Annotated in this window: 19 protein-coding genes; 3 read left to right on the top strand and 16 right to left on the bottom strand. The window is 52.1% G+C overall.

Going from position 1 to position 22,092, the window contains the following annotated elements; translation table 11 throughout:
- Positions 1–15 precede the first annotated feature (15 nt).
- The 10 genes from JIN87_RS05595 to JIN87_RS05550 form a co-directional block, all read right to left on the bottom strand.
- Positions 16–1,632 carry a hybrid sensor histidine kinase/response regulator gene (locus JIN87_RS05595; RefSeq protein ID WP_200354547.1) on the bottom strand — a complete coding sequence of 539 codons (1,617 nt, stop codon included), beginning with the start codon at positions 1,630–1,632 and terminating at the stop codon, positions 16–18.
- Positions 1,633–1,842: 210 nt separating this feature from the next.
- Positions 1,843–3,249, bottom strand: coding sequence for a glucuronate isomerase (gene uxaC / locus JIN87_RS05590; RefSeq protein WP_200354546.1), 1,407 nt, complete (start codon positions 3,247–3,249; stop codon positions 1,843–1,845).
- A gap of 193 nt (positions 3,250–3,442) precedes the next feature.
- Complete coding sequence (locus tag JIN87_RS05585; protein ID WP_200354545.1) at positions 3,443–4,225, bottom strand: SDR family NAD(P)-dependent oxidoreductase; 783 nt, start codon at positions 4,223–4,225, stop codon at positions 3,443–3,445.
- A gap of 52 nt (positions 4,226–4,277) precedes the next feature.
- Positions 4,278–5,375 (bottom strand): sugar kinase, encoded by a 1,098-nt coding sequence (locus JIN87_RS05580; RefSeq protein WP_200354544.1) that lies wholly within the window; start codon positions 5,373–5,375, stop codon positions 4,278–4,280.
- A gap of 43 nt (positions 5,376–5,418) precedes the next feature.
- On the bottom strand, positions 5,419–6,513 hold the full coding sequence (locus tag JIN87_RS05575; RefSeq protein WP_200354543.1) for an Ldh family oxidoreductase: 1,095 nt from the start codon (positions 6,511–6,513) through the stop codon (positions 5,419–5,421).
- Between the two features lie 19 nt (positions 6,514–6,532).
- The gene (locus tag JIN87_RS05570; protein ID WP_200354542.1) at positions 6,533–7,510 is read right to left on the bottom strand and encodes a phosphoglycerate dehydrogenase; all 978 of its coding nucleotides are present in this window, start codon (positions 7,508–7,510) and stop codon (positions 6,533–6,535) included.
- A 155-nt stretch (positions 7,511–7,665) separates the two neighbouring features.
- Positions 7,666–8,709 carry a LacI family DNA-binding transcriptional regulator gene (locus JIN87_RS05565; protein WP_200354541.1) on the bottom strand — a complete coding sequence of 348 codons (1,044 nt, stop codon included), beginning with the start codon at positions 8,707–8,709 and terminating at the stop codon, positions 7,666–7,668.
- 21 nt (positions 8,710–8,730) lie between these two features.
- Positions 8,731–9,969, bottom strand: a complete 1,239-nt coding sequence (locus tag JIN87_RS05560) for a TRAP transporter large permease (protein WP_234033246.1) — start codon at positions 9,967–9,969, stop codon at positions 8,731–8,733.
- Between the two features lie 43 nt (positions 9,970–10,012).
- Positions 10,013–10,555, bottom strand: coding sequence for a TRAP transporter small permease (locus tag JIN87_RS05555; RefSeq protein ID WP_200354539.1), 543 nt, complete (start codon positions 10,553–10,555; stop codon positions 10,013–10,015).
- A complete protein-coding gene (locus JIN87_RS05550) occupies positions 10,552–11,433 on the bottom strand; it encodes a TRAP transporter substrate-binding protein (protein WP_234033245.1) in 882 nt (293 codons plus the stop codon). Before JIN87_RS05550 ends, JIN87_RS05555 begins: the two co-directional genes overlap by 4 nt.
- Before the next feature lie 267 nt (positions 11,434–11,700).
- Between JIN87_RS05550 and pelA the strand changes: the two genes are divergently transcribed.
- Positions 11,701–12,846 carry a pectate lyase gene (pelA, locus tag JIN87_RS05545; protein ID WP_200354537.1) on the top strand — a complete coding sequence of 382 codons (1,146 nt, stop codon included), beginning with the start codon at positions 11,701–11,703 and terminating at the stop codon, positions 12,844–12,846.
- On the opposite strand, the gene JIN87_RS05540 is transcribed toward pelA, so the two are convergent.
- Together JIN87_RS05540 and JIN87_RS05535 are read right to left on the bottom strand one after the other, a co-directional pair.
- On the bottom strand, positions 12,830–13,555 hold the full coding sequence (locus tag JIN87_RS05540) for an RluA family pseudouridine synthase (protein ID WP_200354536.1): 726 nt from the start codon (positions 13,553–13,555) through the stop codon (positions 12,830–12,832). The two genes, pelA and JIN87_RS05540, sit on opposite strands and share 17 nt — an antisense overlap.
- 4 nt (positions 13,556–13,559) lie before the next feature.
- Entirely contained in the window at positions 13,560–15,152 is a 1,593-nt protein-coding gene (locus tag JIN87_RS05535) for an NAD(P)/FAD-dependent oxidoreductase (RefSeq protein WP_200354535.1), read from the bottom strand.
- Positions 15,153–15,313: 161 nt separating this feature from the next.
- Between JIN87_RS05535 and JIN87_RS05530 the strand changes: the two genes are divergently transcribed.
- Positions 15,314–15,856 (top strand): RNA polymerase sigma factor, encoded by a 543-nt coding sequence (locus tag JIN87_RS05530; RefSeq protein WP_200354534.1) that lies wholly within the window; start codon positions 15,314–15,316, stop codon positions 15,854–15,856.
- Positions 15,849–16,622, top strand: coding sequence for a hypothetical protein (locus JIN87_RS05525; protein WP_200354533.1), 774 nt, complete (start codon positions 15,849–15,851; stop codon positions 16,620–16,622). The genes JIN87_RS05530 and JIN87_RS05525 overlap by 8 nt, the downstream gene beginning before the upstream one ends.
- Here JIN87_RS05525 and JIN87_RS05520 read toward each other — a convergent pair.
- The 4 genes from JIN87_RS05520 to JIN87_RS05505 all read right to left on the bottom strand — a co-directional run bounded on the left by JIN87_RS05520 (position 16,619) and on the right by JIN87_RS05505 (position 22,044).
- Positions 16,619–17,509 carry a 5'-3' exonuclease gene (locus tag JIN87_RS05520; RefSeq protein ID WP_200354532.1) on the bottom strand — a complete coding sequence of 297 codons (891 nt, stop codon included), beginning with the start codon at positions 17,507–17,509 and terminating at the stop codon, positions 16,619–16,621. The two genes, JIN87_RS05525 and JIN87_RS05520, sit on opposite strands and share 4 nt — an antisense overlap.
- Before the next feature lie 82 nt (positions 17,510–17,591).
- Complete coding sequence (locus JIN87_RS05515) at positions 17,592–20,117, bottom strand: hypothetical protein (protein WP_200354531.1); 2,526 nt, start codon at positions 20,115–20,117, stop codon at positions 17,592–17,594.
- 39 nt (positions 20,118–20,156) lie between these two features.
- A complete protein-coding gene (locus tag JIN87_RS05510; protein ID WP_200354530.1) occupies positions 20,157–21,107 on the bottom strand; it encodes a hypothetical protein in 951 nt (316 codons plus the stop codon).
- Positions 21,100–22,044 carry an Amuc_1100 family pilus-like protein gene (locus tag JIN87_RS05505; protein ID WP_200354529.1) on the bottom strand — a complete coding sequence of 315 codons (945 nt, stop codon included), beginning with the start codon at positions 22,042–22,044 and terminating at the stop codon, positions 21,100–21,102. Before JIN87_RS05505 ends, JIN87_RS05510 begins: the two co-directional genes overlap by 8 nt.
- Positions 22,045–22,092 lie beyond the last annotated feature (48 nt).

Raw genomic sequence — 22,092 nt, 5'->3', positions numbered from 1 at the left:
TACAATGAAATTCCCTCAGGCCGAATACGCACGCTTGGCATAGACGGACTTGATCATGCTCTCCAACTCGGAATCCAAAATCGGCTTGGTCATCATCCCATCCCAATCTTCGGCCATCTCCTCATTATTCGCCCGCTGCAAGGCGGAGGACTTCATCGCAGAAATAAACGGCTTCGAACGAGCCATCTCAGCGATTTCAAAGATCCGATGAGTCGCCTCGAACCCATCGATCTTGGGAAGCTGCAAATCCATCAAAATGAGATCAAAGGTTCCTTGCGTCGCTTTCGAAATCGCCTCTTTCCCATCCCCCGCAAACTCCGGATGGTACCCCAATCGAGCAAACGCCTTCTCCAGCACGAAACGACTCGAATCATTGTCGTCCACCACCAAAACACGCAACGGACAAACCTCAGCCAAAGTTCGGTCGCCACCAGCTACGACCTGATTGGAACTCTCTTCAACGTCACGTTCCAAATCCAAAGTCTCCACCTTGACCGTAAAGTGAAAGGTCGAGCCAACTCCCTCTTCGCTCTCCACCCAAATATCTCCACCCAAAATCCCGCACAAGCGACGGCAGATAGCCAAGCCCAAGCCTGTTCCCTGATATTTCCGGTCTTTCGATGACTCTGCTTGCACGAACGGCTCGAATATCGAACTCAAAAGCGAGCGCTCTATCCCGATCCCCGTATCGGAAACTGAAAAATGAACCTTTCCCCCGGTGTCTACCTGGACCCGCAGCAACACCCGTCCTTCGTCCGTGAACTTCACTGCATTACCTACCAGATTGAGCAAAATCTGACGGACCCGGCGGGCATCCGAACGAAAAACCGCCGGGACATCGTCATCCACTTCAGTGTCCAAGCCAATCGACTTGCTAGAAGCCTTAAAGCTCAAGGTGCTCAAAGTGGACTGGATAACATCCGAAAGGCACACTGGCCCCATATCGAGCTCTAGACTGTTCGACTCGATCTTGCTCAGATCCAGTACATCGTTGATCAGTTCGAGCTGATTAAAGGCGCACTCGCCCATCATCTCCACAATCTCTTCCGACGCCCCAGCACCCTTGTTGGACTTCAGAATCTCCAGGCCCCCGATAATCCCATTCATAGGCGTGCGAAACTCATGGCTCATGACCGCAAGAAACTCGCTCTTCGCGCGACTCGCCGCCTCAGCCTTCCTCTTCTCACGCTCCAGTTCCTGACTCAGCCGGTAACGCTCGATCGCATAACGAATCGAACGACTGATAGAACGCTCACGCAGCTCGTCCTTCATCAGATAGTCCTGGGCTCCGCAATTCAGAGCGTTGATCGCCAACTCCTCATCATTCATCCCGCTCAACACGATCACCGCGCACTTCGCGACAGGCAGGATAGCCTCCAGAGTCTCGATACCAAAGGAATCGCTCAATCCAAGATCCAAAAGCACAACAGTGAAACAATGCTCCCCGCACAAGGCCCGAGCCTCCCGAAGCGTTCGAGCTCTGACCATCTGAAACAATCCCGCCTCTGCAGTACGCTCCAGCATCACCTCCACTAGACGCGCATCGGACTCGTTGTCCTCGACCAGAAGAATCTTCTTTTGGCCAATCTCAAAATTGACACTCCCCGTCCTTATCGTCTCCTGCTTTCTCATGCCGACTGTCTTGCTCCGCTAAAATCGTTTGCACGCCACTCAGCCCGCCCCACTTCCGTCCGAACTACTTAGGGCGAATCAACCAAACCGAGAACGCCCCTAACCCATAACCAGGAATTCGATTCCAGCCACCGAGATTAGAAGAAATCCCTGTATATTCTTACGACTAAAGCCAACCCCAGGAGTCGGCAGCGGAAACAAGCGGATTTCCTAAGGCAATTGCACGCCAAAGAATCGTTCCGCATTGGCGAAACAGATATTCTTCACCATGCCGCCAACGAGATCGAAATCCCTAGGGAGTTCACCCTTCTCGATATCATTGCCGAGCATATCACACAGAATACGCCGGAAGTACTCGTGGCGAGGGTACGAAAGGAAAGAGCGTGAATCCGTCAACATGCCCACGAACCGCGAGAGTAGGCCTAGGTTCGAGAGAGCGTTGATCTGAGCTTCCATCCCCTCCTTCTGATCGAGGAACCACCAGCCGCTTCCCAGCTGAATCTTACCCGGGACACTTCCATCCTGGAAATTCCCCAGCATGGTCGCCATGGCGTAATTATCCGACCAATTGAGATTGTAGATAACCGTCTTCGGCAACTGATTCGTGCTGTCCAGACTATCGAGGAAACGACTCATCGTACGGACCTGCGGAAAATCGCCAATGGAATCAAAGCCAGTATCCGGGCCGATATTACGGAACATTCGCGAGTTGTTGTTCCGGATCGCCCCGACATGCAGCTGCATCGTCCAGCCCTTTTCCGCATTCCAACGACCGACTTCACGCATCACGTAAAACGCGAAGGCTTCCTTTTCCGCCTCACTCGCGTTTGTACCGCCACGCGCCTTATCGAAAATCGCCGCCACCTCTGATTCGCTGGTTTCCGCGAAGAAACAGCGCTCCAATCCATGGTCGGACAAACGCCCACCCATTTCGTGGAAGAAATAGTGACGCGATTTCAATACCGTTAGAAGTTCGCTCAAACTTGAAACCGAGCTACCAACAGTCTCTGCCAGCTTATCGACCCAAGCGTTAAACGCTTCGGCTTGATCAACGTTCAAAGCCTTATCTGGCCGGAACGTTGGAACCACTGCCGTATCCAAACCTTGGCCACGGATCGTTTTGTGATGCTCGAGAGAATCGATCGGGTCATCCGTAGTCCCAACGACCTTCACTTTGAAATTCTTGAGAATACCGTGAGCACTGAACTCTTCCGACTTCAGTTTCTCATTCGCCGCTTCCCAAATCTCCTTTGCAGTATCCTCGCTGATTAAGGTATCGATATCGAAGTAACGCTTCAGCTCCAAATGACTCCAGTGATAAAGTGGATTGCGGAGTGTATTCGGAACGGTACGACACCAAGCGAGAAACTTGTCATACGGATCCGCATCCCCTGTGCACAATTCTTCCGCCACTCCATTACTACGCATGGCACGCCACTTGTAGTGGTCCCCTTCCAGCCAGATTTCCGCGAGATCTCCAAAGCGACGATTCGTTGCCACATCTTGCGGCGGCAAGTGGCAGTGGTAGTCATGAATAGGCTCGTCCTTCGCGTAGTTGTGGTACAGCTCGCGAGCAGAATCTGATTGAAGAAGAAAGTCGTCGTGGATGAAGGACATCTAAATCTAAATTTTGAAGTTATTGGAGAGTTTCCAGTAAGTCGCTTTCGAGTAGGCGATGTAGTATTTACAGGTCAAAATGCGGCTTTCGATCCGCGCAATACCCGGAGGGTATTGTTAGGTGAGACAACGTGTTTTGAGCGTAAAAAATACAAGGCTACGAAGGAATGGATTTATTGGAGGCTCTCCTAAATTAGATGGTCATGGCAGCGTATCCGCCGTCGACCACCATTTCAGTGCCAGTGATGAAAGAACCCGCACCCTGCGAAGCGAGAAGTAGAGTCGCTCCAACCAGCTCTTTCGCTTCACCAAAACGCTTCATTGGTGTGTGTCCCATGATTTGCGATACACGCTCCTCAGTTAGAACCTTCTTATTCTGCTCCGCTGGGAAGAAGCCAGGAACGATGGTGTTGACGCGAATGTTGTGAGGAGCCCATTCGCGAGCCAGGTTCTTCGAAAGATTATGAACGGCTGCTTTGGTCGCCGAGTAAGTGAAGACGCGAGACAGTGGAATCAAGCCGGACATTGAACCGACATTGATAATTGAACCACCCTCGCCCTTTTTGAGGAAGTAGTCACCAAACACCTGACAAGCGAGGAAAACGGCCTTCATATTGATTTCGAATATACGATCGTACTCGTCCTCCGGGATCTCAAGGAAAGGCGTTGGCGAGTTAGCGCCTGCTCCATTGATCAGGATATCTACACCACCTTGACTCGCCACAATGCGATCAAGCATTTCCGCAATAGCTGCCTTAGAGCCAAGATCTGCACTCTCAAAAACTGCGGAACCGCCAGCTTCTTCAATTCGGGCAATTCGAGCTTCAGCCTTTTCTAGGCTTCGTCCCACCAGCACCACCTTAGCTCCAGCCTTTGCAAGACCTTCCGCCATCGCTCCGCAGAGCTCGCCAGTGCCGCCGATCACGACAGCCACTTTGCCGTTCAAACCAAAAAGAGAGTTTAGATAGTCGCTCATAAAATAAAATGCGCGGGCCGAGGCCCGCGACTTGTAGATTCGTTCTTAAAACTTAGCGATCAACGCGGGCACCACCCCCGCCCATGATCTTTTCGACTTCCTTCACAGTAGCCATTGTAGTGTCGCCCGGAGTCGTCATCGCTAAAGCTCCGTGTGCCGCACCGTAGTTAACCGCTTGGGCTGGATCATTAGTCGTGAGGAAACCGTAGATGAGGCCAGAAGCGAAGCTGTCGCCTCCACCAACTCGGTCCATGATCTCGAGCTCTGGATACGCCTTCGACTGATGGAACTCACCATCATGCCAGCAAATCGCCCCCCAATCATTGATGGTAGCAGTCTTAACCGCACGAAGCGTAGTCGCAGTCGCCTTGAAGTTCGGGAACTCAGAAACAGCCTTCTCAATCATCGACTTGAAGGCATCGATTTCGATTTTGGAGATGTTCTCGTCCACACCCTCGACTTCGAAACCGAGACAAGCTGTGAAGTCTTCCTCGTTTCCGATCATCACGTCGACGTACTTCGCGATTTCACGGTTTACTTCCTGGGCCTTAGCGTGACCACCGATGCTCTTCCAGAGAGAAGGACGGTAGTTGAGATCGTAAGACACGATCGTTCCATGCTTCTTAGCGATCTTAACCGCTTCGATCACGACCTCTGGAGTCGTGTCGGAAAGAGCCGCGTAAATACCACCAGTGTGGAACCAGCGTACGCCTTCCTCGCCGAAGAGCTTTTCCCAATCGATATCGCCAGCCTTCATTTGGCTCGCAGCCGTAAGACCACGGTCGGGAACGCCTACTGCACCACGGATACCAAATCCGCGTTCAGTGAAGTTCAATCCATTGCGTACTTCACGCCCCAAGCCGTCGTATGGCTTCCATTGTATCCAAGAAGTATCGACTCCTCCTTGCATGATGAAGTCTTCGACCAAGTGTCCAACTTCGTTATCCGCAAATGCAGTTACAACGCCGGCACGCAGGCCGAAGCACTTACGCATGCCACGCGCTACGTTGTACTCTCCGCCACCTTCCCAGGCGCGGAATTGACGTGCGGTACGTACGCGACCTTCGCCTGGATCCAGGCGAAGCATGACCTCGCCAAGGGAGACGATGTCGTATTTGCAAGACTCAGCAGATTTGATTTCGATGCTCATGGTATGATGGGTGATTTTTAGTAATAGGTGTTAAATGTGCTTCCTACTTGGCTATCTCAAAGCTCGAGACATCCCAAGATTGCGCGCAACATTCATTTGCGAGTTCATTGAAAGCGTCAATCTCAGCTTCGCTGAAAAGCAGACCGCCATTCTTTTCACTTCGTTGGGCTGCCCCGGCTTCGATTTGACCAGGAAGGAGACAATTCTCGTTACCATGTCCCAAAATGTCATCGATAACCGCCTTTACATTGGTTGACTGATCACGCCCCTTCGCGAAGGCACCTGCACTAAGAGCATCAGGATGAATGACTTGGAAATAGAAACAAGCGGTGTGCTTTTCTTCTTCCTGCTCCCAAGCGCGATTACGAACCGTGGGCAGAGATCCACCAATGAATCCGGCCACAATCTCGTTAATCAGGCTCAAACCATACCCCTTGTGAGCCCCGAATGGGATCAAGGCAGAAGCTTCTTTCGGATCAGTGGTTGGATTTCCATCCTTATCCACCGCCGCATTAGGAGGAAGCGTGGCTCCTTCGCGAGCAAGCTGCTGCACACGTCCCATCGCGATTACTGAAGTCGCCCAATCAATCACGATCGGGAACCCAACTGCATCCGTTGTTGGGAATCCCCAACTGTGTGGGTTTGTACCGAGCGTCGGGAATTTTCCACCAAAAGGTACGACTTCCGCGAGCGCCGCTGTACAGTTTGTGTAAGCGATGTACCCACGCTTAGCAGCCTCCATCACATAGCCACCGCCCCAAAGATAATGGAAAGCGTTGTCGACGGACACTTGAGCCACGCCGTACTTGTCAGCCATCTCAATACAGGTTTCGAGAGCCTCGTAAGCAGTCGCTTGCCCAAGCTTGCGATTCGCATTCCAGATCTGGCTGGCCTCAAACTTCGTATCCAGCTTTTCGATTTCTGCCGCAGGAACACACCCCTGGGATCCAGAGCCAAAGAGATGGTCAAGGTGCAGAGCCTTGAGCGCGTTGTGCGTACGGATCCCATGCTGAGAAGCATAGGCCGCAAACTTGGCCGCGTAAGCTGACTCTTCCTGCGTGTATCCGCGATGCTTGTACGCAGCTTCTACAAGTGCGTTATGCGTTTCTACAGGTACTACTCTAAATTCTTCTGACATTGCTAAATCAAATTAACGTTTATGCGTTTGGCCAAGGTGCCTTGTTTGCTTGAGCTTCCGCTGGTTTTCCCGCGAAGAAATTCAACAGATTGCGAGTCGCCATGCCCGCTTGGCGTTGGACCGACTCATGGGTGCGAGAGCCGATATGCGGTGTGATCACGCAGTTAGGGGCGCTAAGCAAAATGTGATCCACTGGAGGTGGCTCAACATCGAGTACGTCCGCACCATAGCCGCCGACTTTCCCAGATTCGAGGGCCGCAGCCATGTCCTGCGTATTCACGAGCTCACCACGAGCACAGTTGAGAATAACAACGCCATCCTTCATAGTCGCGATACTCTCCGCGCAAACCATGTTCTCCGTCTCATCTGTCAGATTGGTGTGCAGACTAAGAATCTCCGCTTCCTTGAAAACCTCAGCAATACTGTCGACGCGTTTGATTCCCAACTCATTCGCAAACTCTTCCGGCCAGTAGATATCGTAACCAACCACGCTGAGACCGAAGGCTTTCGCGCGAATCGCCACTTCGCGGCCGATACGCCCCAAACCTACAATACCAATAGTCTTACCCATGATCTCATGGCCTGAGAGACGCGTCCAACTACCGCTCCGCGTGTAGTTCGCTTCTTCGACAATGTGACGGAAGAGCGATAGCATCAGGCCAAAAGTGTGCTCGGCAACCGTCGTGTGATTTACGCCCGGGCAAAACGTGAGAGGGATCCCCTTCTCTTCGACATAGCCAGTATCAATCTTGTCGAGGCCAATGCCGTATTTAGAAATTACTTTGAGACGAGGCAAAGCTGCATCGATCACCTTAGATGTGATCGCATCGTCACCGCAGATCATACCATCGATATCCCCCACGAGCTCGATCATGCGCTCCTCGGAGAGAGGGCCACGCTCGCGGATTATTTCAAATCCGGAGTCTTCCAACATCTGATGATGGGGACCGGGAATGTCCTGATAAGAGGTGGTAGTAAGAAGAATTCGAGTCTTCATGCGTAATAAAATGAGGTGTTTTTAAAAGCGACGATGCACTTCGCATCTAACGTTGACTGATTCCTAAATCCACTAGAGCACACAAAATCAAACAAAATCTTACTCGTGTTGGGTTTTTGACAAATTAAGAGCATTTTCTACAGATCCATGTTTTCCTAGCTCGAGCTGCGGACGATTAATTTAGGCTGAACGATCCTTGAGATCTCACCGTTCGCGGCGACTCCACCATCGATCATTTCCTGAATCAGCTCGACCGCGTCCTTGATCAAAACGTTAACGTTTTGCCCTACTGTCGTGAGAGCTGGTTCTGACCACTGCCCAATCTCAAGATTGTCGAATCCGATGACCGAGAAATCCTTCACGACCTCGAATCCCCATTCACGAATGGCCTTCATTGCCCCAATCGCAACCCGATCATTCATTGCGATTAACGCCCTCGGAGCGTCCTCATGTTGCAACAAATCTTGAGCGAGATCGTAGCCGTATTGATATGACCAGTCGGTGCAGTTTTCCTTCTTGAGTGCCAAAAACGAAGACTCCCAATCAAGCCCCAACTTTTCGGCAGCTTGTTGAAGCCCCTCCATTCGGCGGGCTCCATATACGGGATCACTCTCCAAGCCAAGAATACCAAACTTACGGTGTCCCCTCTGGTGCAAATGCCTTAAAGTCAGGTGCATAGCTTGGTGACGATCCAACTCGACTTTTGGCAAAGGGATATCATTCACCGGGTCGACTGTAACAACTGGAATCGATTCGCGAGAGAGACGGGCAAATATAGCATCATCCGACTGGAGCTCCGACCCTACCAGGATAACGCCATCCACACGCAAGGAAAAGAAGTGGCTGATAATGTCCCTCTCCGCTTCCACCATACCGGAGGTGATCTCCATCACGGCCCTAAGGCCTCGGCTTCTCAAACTCTCCTGGAGGATTGAAATCTTTCTCGCCAAGAGCGGCGACTCGATCTCCTGGAAACAGACCCCAACCAATCCCGTTTTCGCCCCCTTAAGACTACGAGCCATCATGTTCGGCTGAAATCCGATCCGGTTCATCTCCTCGATGACGCGCTTTCGCGTATCTTCGTGTACCCCCGGATGGTCGTTCAGGATTCGAGATACAGTCCAACGCGAAAGCCCGAGGTACTTCGCAAAGTCCCCAACTGATCTAATATTGCTCTCTTCGTCTTTTGCGTCCGCCATATCTAGAATTCTTCAAAAGGCCTAAAGACCAAGAATTCCCGGCAGCCACAAGGAAATTTGCGGCACGTATGTGATTAAGAGCAATCCAATGAACATCGCGATGAAGAATGGGATCATGAACGGCGTTACCTTAGCGATGGTTGTATTCCCCACACCGCAACCCAAAAACAGACAGGTTCCGACCGGTGGAGTGCAAAGCCCAATACAAAGATTCGCGATGATGATGATGCCAAACTGAGTATCGCTCACTCCTAGCTCATTCGCTACCGGCAGAAAGATTGGCGTGAAGATCAGTACAGCTGGAGTCATATCCATGAAGGTCCCCACGAACAATAGCAGCAGGTTGATCAGAAGCATCACTACCAGAGGATTCTCAGAAACCTGTAACAGTGCCGCAGATACCGTCTGTGGTATGTTCGCAATCGTCATGATCCAAGACATACCCGCACTTGCTCCAATCAAGAGCATGATCACCGCGGTGGTCACCCCCGCCTGCAAAAGAATGTCAGGGAGCTCAGATAACTTAACTTCCCGGTACACAACTACCGAAAGCAAAAACGAGTACGCCACCGCGATGGCCGAAGCCTCGGTTGCCGTAAACACACCCGCCAGAATTCCGCCAATGACAATCACCAGCAAAAGCATACTCAGGATCGCTCGGCCAAACGCCTTAAACACCTGCTCTATGCTTGAGCTTTCGCCGCGTCCTAGCCCCTTCGTCTTGGCCACGATATAGCAAACGAGCATCAACAGAAGCCCAACGACGATTCCCGGAACCACTCCCGCCATGAACATCGCGGCAATAGATACCGATCCCGACGCCACAGCGTAAACGATCATGATATTGCTCGGAGGAATCAATAATCCAGTCGTTGCCGCAGTCGTAGTGATCGCCACGCTAAACTCGTTGTTATAACCTTTCTTCCGCATTTCAGGCAGCATGAAACCTCCGATAGAAGTCACCGCAGCCGCTGCTGACCCGGAAATGGAACCAAAGAGCATACAGGTAAGCGTATTCACATAGCCAAGACCACCTGGGAAACGCCCCATCACTGCCGCGGCGAAATCCATCAATCGCCGAGCCATTCCACCCTTCCCCATCAACAGCCCAGAGAGAACAAAGAAAGGAATGGCGAGAAGAGCAAAACTATCGATCCCGTTCGCCATCTTCGAGGCGACCATCAAACTCGGGTCATGCCCGTCTATCAACATCGCCAACAGTGACGCAAACGCGATCGCCACCGCGATCGGTACATTCATGAACAGCAGTACCGAAAAAACGACTACAAGAATTAGGATAACCTCAAGCACGAAAGCCCCCTTCCTCGTCACTCGAAACGGCCGGTTCGAAACAGCGCTCGAGTAATTGCTCCAAGAGAAAGACCACCATAAAAACGCCACTCAAGGGAAGCGCCGCGTACTTCACCCACATAGGAAACGGCAACGCAACCATCTGCTGCCCACTCGCCAGCGTCTTCTGCATCAAAGTCCAACCACCGATCAGAAATACTATGATCGCGAAAGCGAGGGCGATCCCAGCTCCCAAAATGGCGTTTAGCTTCTTTGCGTCCGGATGAAGCTTCTCCGCAAAGTAATCGAGCCCGAGGTGTGCTTTCATCGAGAAAGCAACACTCGCACCAAAGAGCGAAACCCAAACAAGCAGCAGGCGAGCGAGCTCCTCACTCCACTTAGCCTGCTGACCAAATGCATACCGAGAAATCACCCCCCAGATGACATCCAACACCAACACAGCCATCAAAACGATGACCACCCATTGAAGGATCCGCGTGAGCCCCCTCCGAACACTCACCGCAGCCGACAGGATCTGATTCTCTGACGCACTCATTGTGATTGGGCTGCTTTTATACGTTCGAGCCAAGCCTCAACAGGCGTTCCCTTCAGTGTATCCGCGATTCCAGCACATGCTGCCTGAAACTCAGATGGATCACACTCCACAATCTCGACGCCATGCTCCACTACCTTGGCTAGCGACTCCTTAGTCTTTTCCTCCCATAGCTTTCGCTGAAAGAGGGACGATTCATCCGCAGCCTCCTGCAGCCACTCTTGCTCTTGCTTACTGAGCGACTGCCAAACCTTGGCGCTTATCATCAACAAATCCGGCACACGTGTGTGAGCGTCGGGCGTGAAATACTTGCTCACCTCGTAGTGGCGACTCGAATCGAAGCTCGGCGGATTGTTTTCAGCGCCATCTACGACCCCCTGGGACAAGGCTGAATAGAGCTCCCCCCAGGCAATCGGCGTTGGCGAACCACCCATCGCTTCGATCATCGCAATCGCCATTCGACTGTTCTGCACGCGAATCTTCATCCCCTTCAAATCATCTGGGCTGCGGATCGGCTTTTTCGTGCTATAAAAATTTCGACTCCCCGAATCATAGTAGCAAAGCCCTCTCAACCCGATCCGCTCGCCAACCGCCAGAAGCTCACGCCCGATATCCCCATCCAAGACATCCCAATAAACATCATGATTATTAAAGAGATAAGGAACTCCAAAGACACCCAACTCTGGGAGAAATGATTCCATTGCGGCAGTTGAGGTCTTAGTCATCGCGAGCACTCCGCCCTGCAGTTGCTCGATGCATTGCACCTCAGAGCCCAGCACACCACTCGGGTAAATATCGATCGTCATCTTGCCTCCAGATAGATCCTCGAGCCGCTCTTTCATCTCGACCATGCCGAGATGAACCGGATGTGAAGTATCCAAGCCATGAGCAAGTTTCAAAAGACGGACATCGGATCCGCCCGCCCTACTCGAGCTCACATACGCAAAGACAACGCTGCTCACAAAAACTCCGAATAGGAATCCGACAGCGAGAAATGATAAGGATTTTCGGTCCATTGGGTGTCGTTCAAAAAGTATTTCTGAGGGGTTTTTCGACAAAATCCAACACCAGTTGGGTTGCAATTAAAAAACGAATCGCTTTAACGTTTGATCGTGATAATCCCCCGACTCCAAGTTCTACAATTAGCTTTGTTCTCCTCTCTGGGAAACCTGCTTTTTGGACAGAGCCTGAATCTGGACGACGACTGGCATGTTTACGAACTGCGATCCCAAACCTACCGCTTGCAACTAGAGAAGACGATAGAGAGCGAACTGAAAGAAGCAGGCCTCATCGAACAACTTCCAGCCCCCAAAGGCGACGGCTTTGTGAGCCTCAAGATTGTGGACGAACATTGGTTCGAGCTGGATAATTCGCACGCCTACCTTTCCACAGTCAGAAGCTACCAATGCCCTTCTGGTGGTTGGTCCAAGAGCATAGACTACAAAGGTGATGTGAGAAAAACGGGCCAAGCATTCGGTCCCGAACCTCGCTACGTATCCACTTTCGACAACAATGCTACCATTCCTCAAATCCGCCTTCTCGCCCGAGCTTACAAACACATGGAGCTCAAGGCCGACAGGGAGGCTGTCCTAAACGGGCTATACTTTATCCAAGATTCCCAATACCCCAACGGAGGTTGGCCACAGATCTATCCACTCATCGGCAGGTATCACGACCATATCACCTTCAACGACAATACCACCGCCCACATTCTACACCTCCTATCGGACATCAAAGAGAATCACCCTGACTTCGAATGGCTGCCCGAAGAGGAGAGACAATCATTAGCGGAAACATTCAAGCGCGGAATCAGTTGCGTTCTGGATGCCCAAATCAGGCGGGACGGAACGAAATTAGGCTGGGCTCAGCAATACCATGCCCGAACACTGACCCCAGCTCGAGCGCGAGCTTACGAGATGAAGGCAATAAGCTCTAGGGAAACGGCCAAACTCATCGACTTTCTCATGACCATAGATGAGCCAAGCCCCGAGATAGTTGCAGCTATCGATTCGGCAGTGGGTTGGCTACAGGCTTCCCAAATTAATGGATACACGTTTGGCGAAGACGAAAATGGGCAGAAAGCTCTGTTACCTTCGGAAACAGCTTCTCCACTTTGGGCTCGTTTCTATGACCTCGAAACAAATGAACCCCTCTTTGGCGACCGCGATGGATCCATTCACACGAGCTTGAAAGCAATCTCTGAAGAACGCCGAAACGGATACGGTTGGTTCGTCAACGATCCTAGCTCCACACTAAACCGAGTCCGCAAATGGAGAGCTAAAAGGGCACCGTAGAAGACACTCTGAAGTTATAGCTTCGCCCCGAAAGCTGATAGTCCAACTCAGTTTTCACGCAGTGCAGGCAAAGTCGTTTAAGCCCTTTCTTCGCCGCGAGCTTGTTCTTTTGAAAATCACCATACGTTCGGTCACCCACAATTGGGACATGCCGTTTAGAAGTTTGAATACGCAACTGATGCGTTCTCCCTGTGATCGGCATCAAGGTCAATCGGGACATCGGCGGCATTCCCGGCATTGTCTCAACTTTCACGAGTTTGGTTTCGGCACTCAATCCGCCGCCCACACTCGCCCGAACTCCGCCTTGCGCCTTTTTCACCGACAATCGATCTCGCCAGATCGGAGGTCCTCCGCGCGGCATTCCGAACACAAGCGCTTGATAAGTCTTCTTCACTCGCTTCGCCTCAAACGCCTTTAGCACCGCCTGAGCCGTTCCCTCTCCTAACGCCAGAAGTACAATCCCAGAGGTCGCCGAATCGAGACGGTTCAAGAGATAAACCAACCGCTCTCCACGCCCTTCATCACCCGATAAGACAAATGCTTGCCTCTTCTCATCGTAGCGAGCGTCGAGCAAAGCCCTTCCAGCGTCGCCTTTCCTGTTCGGATGCGAAAGAACTCCCGCAGGCTTCTCAACTGCCAGCAGCCCATTCGGATCCGACTTGAGCAGCCTCACTCCCCTCGACCATGGCAACTCCTGAGCGATGTCCATTCTCTTATTTGGTGCCCACGGAACAAGCCGATTCCGCACACCGAACTCCATCCAAAGCTGCCGACACAATGCCACCTGCAAATCCCGCACCCTCGCCACATGGATAAAAACCGGAGAGCTCCGGATGCTGCAGGTTGCCTTCATCCCGCGGGATTCTCACCGGAGAGCTCGTACGCGTCTCAAAACCAAGCAGTCCACACTCCTCTGTAATGTATCCCTTCATCGAAGCTCCAAACTGCTCCAAGCCTTCCTTCATCCGCCACGCCACAAACTGCGGCATCAGTTCGTGAAGAGGCGCACTCGTTAGTCCTGGAAAGTAGCTGGTCTTTGGCAAACTTCCAGAGACCTTCCCTTTAAGGAAATCCGTCACTCGCTGCCCAGGAGCCTTTTGCACGCCGCCCCCAGCCTTCGAAGCGACAACTTCCATTTCCTTTTGAAATGCGATTCCTGCCAAAACTCCATGCTCAGGTACGAACTCCTTCGTATCTTCCGGCTCTACCGTCACAACCAGACCAGAATTTGCGAATGGAGAATCTCGGCGAGCTAGCGACATTCCATTCACCACGACTTCGTCGTTCTCAGTCGCCGACGGCACGATAAATCCACCAGGACACATGCAAAAAGAGTGAACCCCGCGATCTTCAATCTTCGTCGCAAGTCGGTATTTGGCAGCAGGCAGAATCCGAGGACGCTCCGTCCCGCGCTCGTAGTGATACTGGATACTGTCGATCAAAGGCTGCGGATGCTCGATCCGCACTCCTACCGCAAACGGCTTTTGCTCCAGACGAACACCTTCTTGATGGAGTAAACGATAGATATCTCGGGCGCTGTGCCCCGTCGCTAGAATCACTCCTTCGCCAGTAAACTCACGCCCATCCGTGGAAACGACTCCCCGAATACGCTTTCGATCAGCTGATTTGAGCAGTCCGCTGACCTTCGTCTCAAAGTGAACCTCTCCGCCAGCTGCAATGATGGACTCTCGCATCGCCCGCACCACATTCGGCAGGAGATTAGACCCGATATGCGGGTGGGCATCGGTCAGAATTCTGGGAGGAGCTCCATGGGCAACCAAGGTCTCGTACACGAATCGAACCGGTCCTCGCTTCGTCGCACGGGTGTAGAGCTTCCCATCTGAGAACGTACCCGCCCCGCCTTCGCCAAAACAGTAATTTGAATCCTCGATCACCCGCCCCTCGCGTAGGATTGGGGCGAGATCGAATCTGCGCTTGATCGCATCCTTCCCTCGTTCGAGCAAAATCGGTTTCCAACCCAATTCAATCGCTCGCAAAGCAGCGAACATGCCCGCAGGTCCACTTCCTACAATGACGAGTTTGCGAGCATTTGCCCCGATCGTCTCGTAGTTCGGAGTCAGAACGGGATCCTCCGGCAATGGCCCACTAGTGGAAACCTCCAATCGCAGCTGAATCTTGACCGGAGACTTACGAGCATCGATCGAGTGCTTACGAAGGCGTATATCCTCGATCGACTTGGGATGAATCTTGAGCTTTCGGCCCGCCTTTTTCTTCCACACCTCGACGTCCTCCGACTGCTCGAGCGGAAGCACAATATCTACAGTGTGAATCGGCGGCTTACTCATTTCAGAAGACGCTGATACCAACAGGCTTGCCCTAGGCAATCGAATAAAAACACGCCCCAGGCACACCAATTTCCATTCTCGCAAAAAACTACGGAATAAATCACCCTTCCCAACGTTCTCAGTCACATAAAAGGGCTTCTCCCTAAACAGACGCGAACAACATGCCGCCAGAACTCCAATCGGTCGTCGACGACCACTACCAGAACCTATACCGCTTCGCCATGAGCTTGACGCGCTCGAGCGATGACGCCTGGGACCTCACGCAGGAAGCGTTTTTGCGACTCGCCAAAAAGCGTGCCTCCATCCGTTCCACTGCCGCAATCAAGTCCTGGCTCTACACGACTCTCTACCGCGAGTTCCTTCGAATTGCCAAACGCGGCAATCGCTTCGACTCATGGGAAGAAACCGCTCCGCCCGAAGTCGTAGAAAACGAAAGCAGCGACCAAGTCAGAGCAGCCGAGGCCCGAGATGTAATGGAGTGCCTGCTCGAGCTGAAAGACGGCTACAGACAAGTAGTTTCCCTCTATTACCTGGAATCCTACTCGTACAAAGAAATTGCCAACATCCTAGAAATCCCAATCGGCACCGTGATGTCACGGCTCGCACGCGGAAAGGAAATGCTCCGCGCTCAACTCACGAAACCGAAAAAGAACGAAAAAGTCGTCCCCTTCTCCGACACAAAGAGAAAGTCTTCAAATGGATAAGCAGGAAGCAAAACTGATTCTAAGCAGCCACACACTCGGTGAAGAGCCAGTAGGTGACGAACGCTTCAACGCCGCAAAAGAACTCCTAGCCAAAGACCAGGAGCTAGCAAACTGGTGGAAAAACCAGAAAGAGACTGACAAAGCCATGAGCGATTCGCTCAAGAGCTTCGAAGTACCAGCCGATCTCCATTCTGCGTTAAAGATGACGATGGCGGATCAGGAGAAGAAGCGTATCCGCTTCCGAGCCGCTAGAAGATGGTTCTCGATTGCCGCGGTTTTCGTACTCGGCTTCGGAATTTACTTCCAATACGGCATCGATCGCAGCGACGACTACACCGGCCCACTCGCCCAACGTGCGTTCGAATATTCAGTCGATGGTCCTTGGCTATCCTATTTCGATAAGGACACGAGTAATCTAAAAAGCTGGCTTACCGAAAACGGATTTAACCTACCTGAGAACCTTCCGCCTAAGCTATTGGCCCAAGAAGGGATTGGCTGCCGCCCGCTCGACTGGTCAGACGAACGTGTCGCGCTCATGTGCTTCAATGCCGACACGGTCTATCATCTCTTCATCGCGAAAGAGCAGGATTTCCCAAGCTTCGAAGCGTCAGAACAAATTGGATACGCTTCCAAGGACAACGGCTGGACCATGAGCAAATGGAAGGACAATGACCACCTTTTCGTCCTGACAGCCAAAGCAACAGTCGACGAGATGTCACAGTTCCTGGCCAGCTACACGCCAGGCTCAGATACTCTTTCGTACTAAAAGAGCTCGCCCTGGGAGTAACGCTCAAGAGCCTCCTTGTGGTGGCTCTTCATTTCCATCTCTTGGAGAATACGGCATAGCGAATCAACGTCTAGATTCCCGGTATCGAGCTCACGACCTTCGTGATGACTTAGGTTAAAACCGATAATCTTTCGGTTTATATCCATTCGCTCCTGAAGCGTTGGAAGTAGTTCGCGGAATCGAGGTGGCTTGATATCAGCTGCAGCTGCCATCACCCCGTCAATATCACCGTATTCAGTCAACCACTTCACTGCAGTTTTCGGACCGCACCCTTGAACTCCAGGAATATTATCGGACGTGTCACCTATCAAGGATAAGTAATCGACCATCTTCTCGGGACGCAGACCCCACTTCGCCTCTACGCCATCAGGATCGAGTTCCCGCCAGCCGAGTCGAGGATTAGCAGTCGGTGGTGGTAGCAAAAGATGGATACGCTCGGTAACGGACTGGGCAAAATCCTTATCGGCACTTACAATTTGCACAGTCGCCTGCGGGTCGCTCTCTACCAAGCGAACTGCATACGCCGCCAAAAGGTCGTCAGACTCCACTCCATTTTCTTCCACAAGGCCAAATCCCATAGCTCGAGTCAGTTCCTTGATTATCGGCACCTGCTGCTCGAATTCCTCAGGGGTCTCCCCACGGTTCGCCTTATACTCAGGCAACAGCTCCAACTTCTCTTGAGCCCCTCCTAGATCAAAGAACACCGTGACGTGGTCTGCTTTCTGATCATCGAGAAGCTTCCACATCGAACGTACCCAACCATACAAAGCATTGGTAGGAAAACCATCAGAACGGCGAAGTTCTTTAACCGCATAGAAAGCGCGGAACGCCATGTTGAAGCCATCTACTAAAAGGTATTTCGCCATGACGCAGCTCAAGCGAGCCGACACTCCGACTCAAACTCAAATCACAAAAAAGCCCGACCACTTTAGGCCGGGCTTGAAAAATCTACTGGCTGCGGGACTCGCTGCCTCCTGGAGTAACAAGCGTCGGATTCTGAAATAGAGACCCAGGCTGCACGCCCCTTAGCGTCTGACGCTTTGGAGATCCGCCAGGGCTTACCAGATTCGCCGTCACAAAGATCAACAAGTTCCGCTTCGCCGAGCTCTCTCCCTCCGAACGGAACAGTCTTCCCATGAACGGAATATCCCCAAGGAACGGAACCTTGTCACTGACGGAAACAACATCCTCGCGCGTCATCCCGCCCATAACAACAGTCGCTCCATCCCAGATCGTAACCTTAGTATCAACCTCGCGAACTGCAAAAATCGGCTGATAGAAGCCAGACGGAGTCTTAACGACACGATCCTGAGTCATCGCGATACTCGGCCCGCCATACTCGACAAAACCTTCGAATTCAGTAACGCGCGGATTCAGGTCAAGCGTGATGCTGTAATCGTCTTCCTCAACAATAGGCGTCACCGCCAACTCGACCCCGATGTTTCGAGTTTCGAAATCTTCCGGCGTCCCAGGTGTAATCGTCACACCCGCGCTACCAGAATCGCCACGCGTACTCCCCACATCACTCTCAGTATCTGAGAATCTCGTTGGGTAACGAAACTCCTGGCTCACGTTGATTTTCGCCTCATTGCCAGAAAGTACCGTTACCTTAGGCGCGCTCAAAAGGTCCGAGCCAGACTGCTGAGAAAGAGCGCGGATCGTTACATTCAAATCCACCCCATCAATACTTCCAATTACGCTGGTGAAAGGCACAGTGCCAGCTCCCAACAACTTCGAACCAGGCAACTCCGGGGGAGAAATATTATCGATCACCTCATCGTTCACGATGATCGCGCTGCTCGCATTCGTTGGCGATGCTGCCTCCGCGAGCGTCCGAAATGAAGTCTGATAAACCTCACCCGTTTCGTACTGCGGATCCCCAGGAGAACCACGCTCGTCCACAATCCAGTCAAAGCCGAGCTCTTCCAGAGTGCCCTCCTGAATTTCCAAGAACTTAGCTTCGATCTCAACCTGCTTCACATCAGTGTAGCGGTTAAGGATATTTCGGATACGCTCTAAATTTCGACGCGTTTGAGTCACGATCATCGCCGAACCATCGTAAGCAAGAGTCGACCCTTCGATACCCGAGAAGTCCACACCAGCCTGCTGCAAGAAGCCTCGAATCGTCTGAGCATCATTTGCGACTCCCTGTTCACGAACGCGAGAACCGTCGTCGTTGAAAAATGGATCATCAAAAACACCGCCACCGGAGGACCCTCCAGTCATGCGAATAACCGTCGAGCGTGAGATTGGGAAAAACTCCGTATCCAGATTTGTGTTCTCTCCGCCAGGACGCACTACAACCGCATCCGCCTCCACCTCATATTGGAAGCCAACCGAATCCACGATAAAGTCCAAGATTCGCTTCAACGAGAGATTACGAAGCGTGATATTTACAGTGGGATCCGCGCGTTCCGGGTCGATCAATACGAGATTCACTCCCTTCACACCTAATCCGGTCGCATCGAATTGCTCTGAAATCGCACTCAGTGTATTAACGACCTTACTCAATTCCACCTCCGTGAAATTCACGCTTGGGATAATGATACGATTCAACTTTTCCGTCAACGGAAGTACTACCGTATCTACAGTCTCGATACCAGGGCGCTCCTCATAGATACTCGGGCGCTGCCAAGAGTTCGAAACCTCCTGCAATAACTGCTCTCGAGTCTTCAACTTATTCAAGTGCCCCATTTCCTGCCGCTCGCGGGCAATTTTGATCAGGAAATCCTTCGCCATCGAATTGTTCGGATCAAGCGCTTCAATCTGCTTAAACGTAGCCTCAGCCCCTTCGATATCCCCAGCGAAGAATTGGCTACGGCCACGGAGATTGAGCACCTCGATTTGCTGTTGCAGCTTCACGAAATCAGGGCTCGCCTCGTGCAGGGAGATCGAGTCTGGGGAACCATTGGCCGTCGTTGCGGAATACTGTGAACGCTGACGCAGAAACTCCCTCTCGTCGCGCTTGAGCTCCTCAATCAACACCTGAGTCATAGGATTTGGGTCGAGTCCCGAAATAGCGATCCCGATAGTGCGAAGCGCAGCATCGTATTCCCCACGGTTCGCTTGACGACGAGCCACCTCGCGCATCTCGCGAGAGCTTTGCATGGATTTCTCGATTCGCTCGGACTCCAAACTGGCGAGGTATTCAGCTTCACGCTGCAACGCCGCATGCCGATCCTCCTGAGCCGACACCCCTTGATCCCCGCTAGCACCATCGTTGGCGATCATGTTTTCGACACCTGCGAGTATCCGCTTTACGGATGCGTCATTGGGAGCGATCTCGACGAGCTGCTCCAGCTTCGCTTTGGCAAGGAGCAAGTTCCCCGAATCACGAGCTTGCAACGCCTCCGTCATAAGCTTGATCTTCATTTCCGTATCATCGTCCGCATACACGCTGCTCGCGAACAGGAGCACGACAAAGCTGCATAGGAAACGCGCGAAGGTTCTGAGTATAGGAGTTTTCTTAATCATGTGGCTGGTGGGATTTTGCAACGGCCGTTGAGCAAACGATTATCCATTCGTTTTCTTGCTCTGGGATCGCGGCCTAATCGCGAAAGGGCTTTGAGGAATTTCTTTTTGGCGACTCCCTCTGGGTTTTAGTTCAGTGGGAGCCGCAGGGGTTAACGTACGCGAAAAGCGCCGGGCTCCGTCCTTGGAAATTTTGGTGATCATGGCTTCGGGTGGCTGGGCGGACAGATCCTCCACAATGTAGTCGCCCGACTCGAGCTCCAGCCTACTGCCGATTTGCACATAGCGAACAACTCCTCCCGGCAACAATCTGATTTTGGCCTCAAGATCCGAAAACATCTTCGTCTCCATATTGGTGAGGCTAACTTCCTGGCCACTCGCGTAATCCGCAATTCGAGCAACACCGACATTTTCAACCACCGGCGTGTCATCCTCTTTCTTAATTTCGATTTGCTGCTCCTGAAAAGCGGTCAAGCGAACCCCTAGCTCCGGCTCTTCCTGTCCTTCTTTCAAATAGACGAGAGCACCCGTTTCCGTATTCTCAAAATAAGCAATGTAGCTCCCTTGGGAGCCAGCATAGCCGACGAGCTGCAACTTATATGGGCGCTGACGAACCTCCAGAAGCTCAACATCAAACGCAGCCCAAAGATTCTCTCCTGTATCAACAGTCTGTATACTCGGAGGGGTCACGGCGAATTCCCGAGAGTTCGGATCATAGTAAATCACCGGCGGGGTAAAAACATCAAACAACCAATCATCACCCCTGCTCTGACTCTCCGCAGGTCGCCAATTGACGCCGCTCCCATCCGGAGCAGCTAGCTCGTATGTCGGAGCATTAACCTTTTGCTCCGAGAGTAGCTCACGCCCTTGCCCTGCAATCCCGTCCAATTCTCGAACCTCGATGATCGCTCGGGTTCCTACCCAAGTAAAAACGATCATCGCAACCAGAAGCACGATTTTGTCTAGAAACTCTGTCACTCTAAGCCTAGGCATTGTTATTCCCCTCCTCAGAATCAGGAGCTGGCACCTCAACAGACAACTGCAAAAACTCCACTGTCACCACGAACAACGAGGTATTGTCTGAGATGATCGGAACCCCTGCTACTTGGCTAGCGATTCCGGAAGCATCTTGAGCAAACGGGTTCTCAGCCAAAGTCTCCAGTCCGACCTTCTCGCCCCCCTCGCTAGCCAGACCCGCTTCAACTCCACGCACAACAAACGGAAGGGGCGAATTAGCGATGCGATTTAAAAAACCACGCAAAGCAATCGATTGTCCCCGAAAAACCAGCCTGAAAACGTAGCTATCAATAGTCCCCGGTATGCTCAAACTCTGACCTGGCACGACTGCGAATTTCTCCCCGTCTCCAAACAAGCGATCAGCCGGACGTCCTCCCACCGAAGCCCCAGCACCGCTGTTTGGCTTTATCCCGCGCTGAACCTTCACGAAAGATCTGATTCCCGAATCAAACAGAGTCTCCAGCAAGTTAGAAGCGATCACAATCTGCTCATGCACTTCCTTGCCATTTTCCGGTGGCGGTCCACCTGCCGCGTAATCGTCAAAACCAAAATCGACCTCTTCCGACAACTCGATCGAGTTACTCAAAGCAGCATAGCGAGCGTTCTCCTTGTACTTGTGCAGTTCGAAAGACCAGTCAGCCCTCGACACTGGAGTACTCCCGTAAAATCCAGCTTCATCGAAAGTATTCAAATTCAAACTACCCATTGTCCGCTCGAAGACTTCATACAACTCGCGGTAGTTCTCCTCCAGCGCTTCCAGGTTTGAACGCGTGGGAGATGGACGAGCTGCGAGATAGCGATCATACTGCGACGCCTTAGTCGCATACGAAGCCTTAAACCCAGCAAGGTCGCCCCTCAAAGTCGCCAAGTACCACAAGCCCGCCATACAAGCCCCCGACAGCAACAGGAGCACAGTGTAAAAGATGGGATTTTTCCGGAAGAAACTCATAACAGCGATTCC

It is taken from the genome of Pelagicoccus mobilis (assembly GCF_016595505.1).
GTDB classification, from domain to species: Bacteria; Verrucomicrobiota; Verrucomicrobiia; order Opitutales; family Opitutaceae; genus Pelagicoccus; species Pelagicoccus mobilis.
This window is presented reverse-complemented; position numbering and strand designations above follow the sequence as displayed.

Coding starts and splice junctions, on each gene's coding strand:
- JIN87_RS05580 (WP_200354544.1), bottom strand. CDS start 5,375: ATGAGCATCGAAATCAAATCTGCTGAGTCTTGCAAATACGACATCGTC.
- JIN87_RS05570 (WP_200354542.1), bottom strand. CDS start 7,510: ATGAAGACTCGAATTCTTCTTACTACCACCTCTTATCAGGACATTCCC.
- JIN87_RS05530 (WP_200354534.1), top strand. CDS start 15,314: ATGCCGCCAGAACTCCAATCGGTCGTCGACGACCACTACCAGAACCTA.
- JIN87_RS05555 (WP_200354539.1), bottom strand. CDS start 10,555: ATGAGTGCGTCAGAGAATCAGATCCTGTCGGCTGCGGTGAGTGTTCGG.
- JIN87_RS05575 (WP_200354543.1), bottom strand. CDS start 6,513: ATGTCAGAAGAATTTAGAGTAGTACCTGTAGAAACGCATAACGCACTT.
- JIN87_RS05535 (WP_200354535.1), bottom strand. CDS start 15,152: ATGAGTAAGCCGCCGATTCACACTGTAGATATTGTGCTTCCGCTCGAG.
- JIN87_RS05595 (WP_200354547.1), bottom strand. CDS start 1,632: ATGAGAAAGCAGGAGACGATAAGGACGGGGAGTGTCAATTTTGAGATT.
- uxaC (WP_200354546.1), bottom strand. CDS start 3,249: ATGTCCTTCATCCACGACGACTTTCTTCTTCAATCAGATTCTGCTCGC.
- JIN87_RS05515 (WP_200354531.1), bottom strand. CDS start 20,117: ATGATTAAGAAAACTCCTATACTCAGAACCTTCGCGCGTTTCCTATGC.
- JIN87_RS05520 (WP_200354532.1), bottom strand. CDS start 17,509: ATGGCGAAATACCTTTTAGTAGATGGCTTCAACATGGCGTTCCGCGCT.
- JIN87_RS05565 (WP_200354541.1), bottom strand. CDS start 8,709: ATGGCGGACGCAAAAGACGAAGAGAGCAATATTAGATCAGTTGGGGAC.
- JIN87_RS05560 (WP_234033246.1), bottom strand. CDS start 9,969: ATGAATGTACCGATCGCGGTGGCGATCGCGTTTGCGTCACTGTTGGCG.
- JIN87_RS05510 (WP_200354530.1), bottom strand. CDS start 21,107: ATGCCTAGGCTTAGAGTGACAGAGTTTCTAGACAAAATCGTGCTTCTG.
- JIN87_RS05585 (WP_200354545.1), bottom strand. CDS start 4,225: ATGAGCGACTATCTAAACTCTCTTTTTGGTTTGAACGGCAAAGTGGCT.
- JIN87_RS05540 (WP_200354536.1), bottom strand. CDS start 13,555: ATGGACATCGCTCAGGAGTTGCCATGGTCGAGGGGAGTGAGGCTGCTC.
- JIN87_RS05525 (WP_200354533.1), top strand. CDS start 15,849: ATGGATAAGCAGGAAGCAAAACTGATTCTAAGCAGCCACACACTCGGT.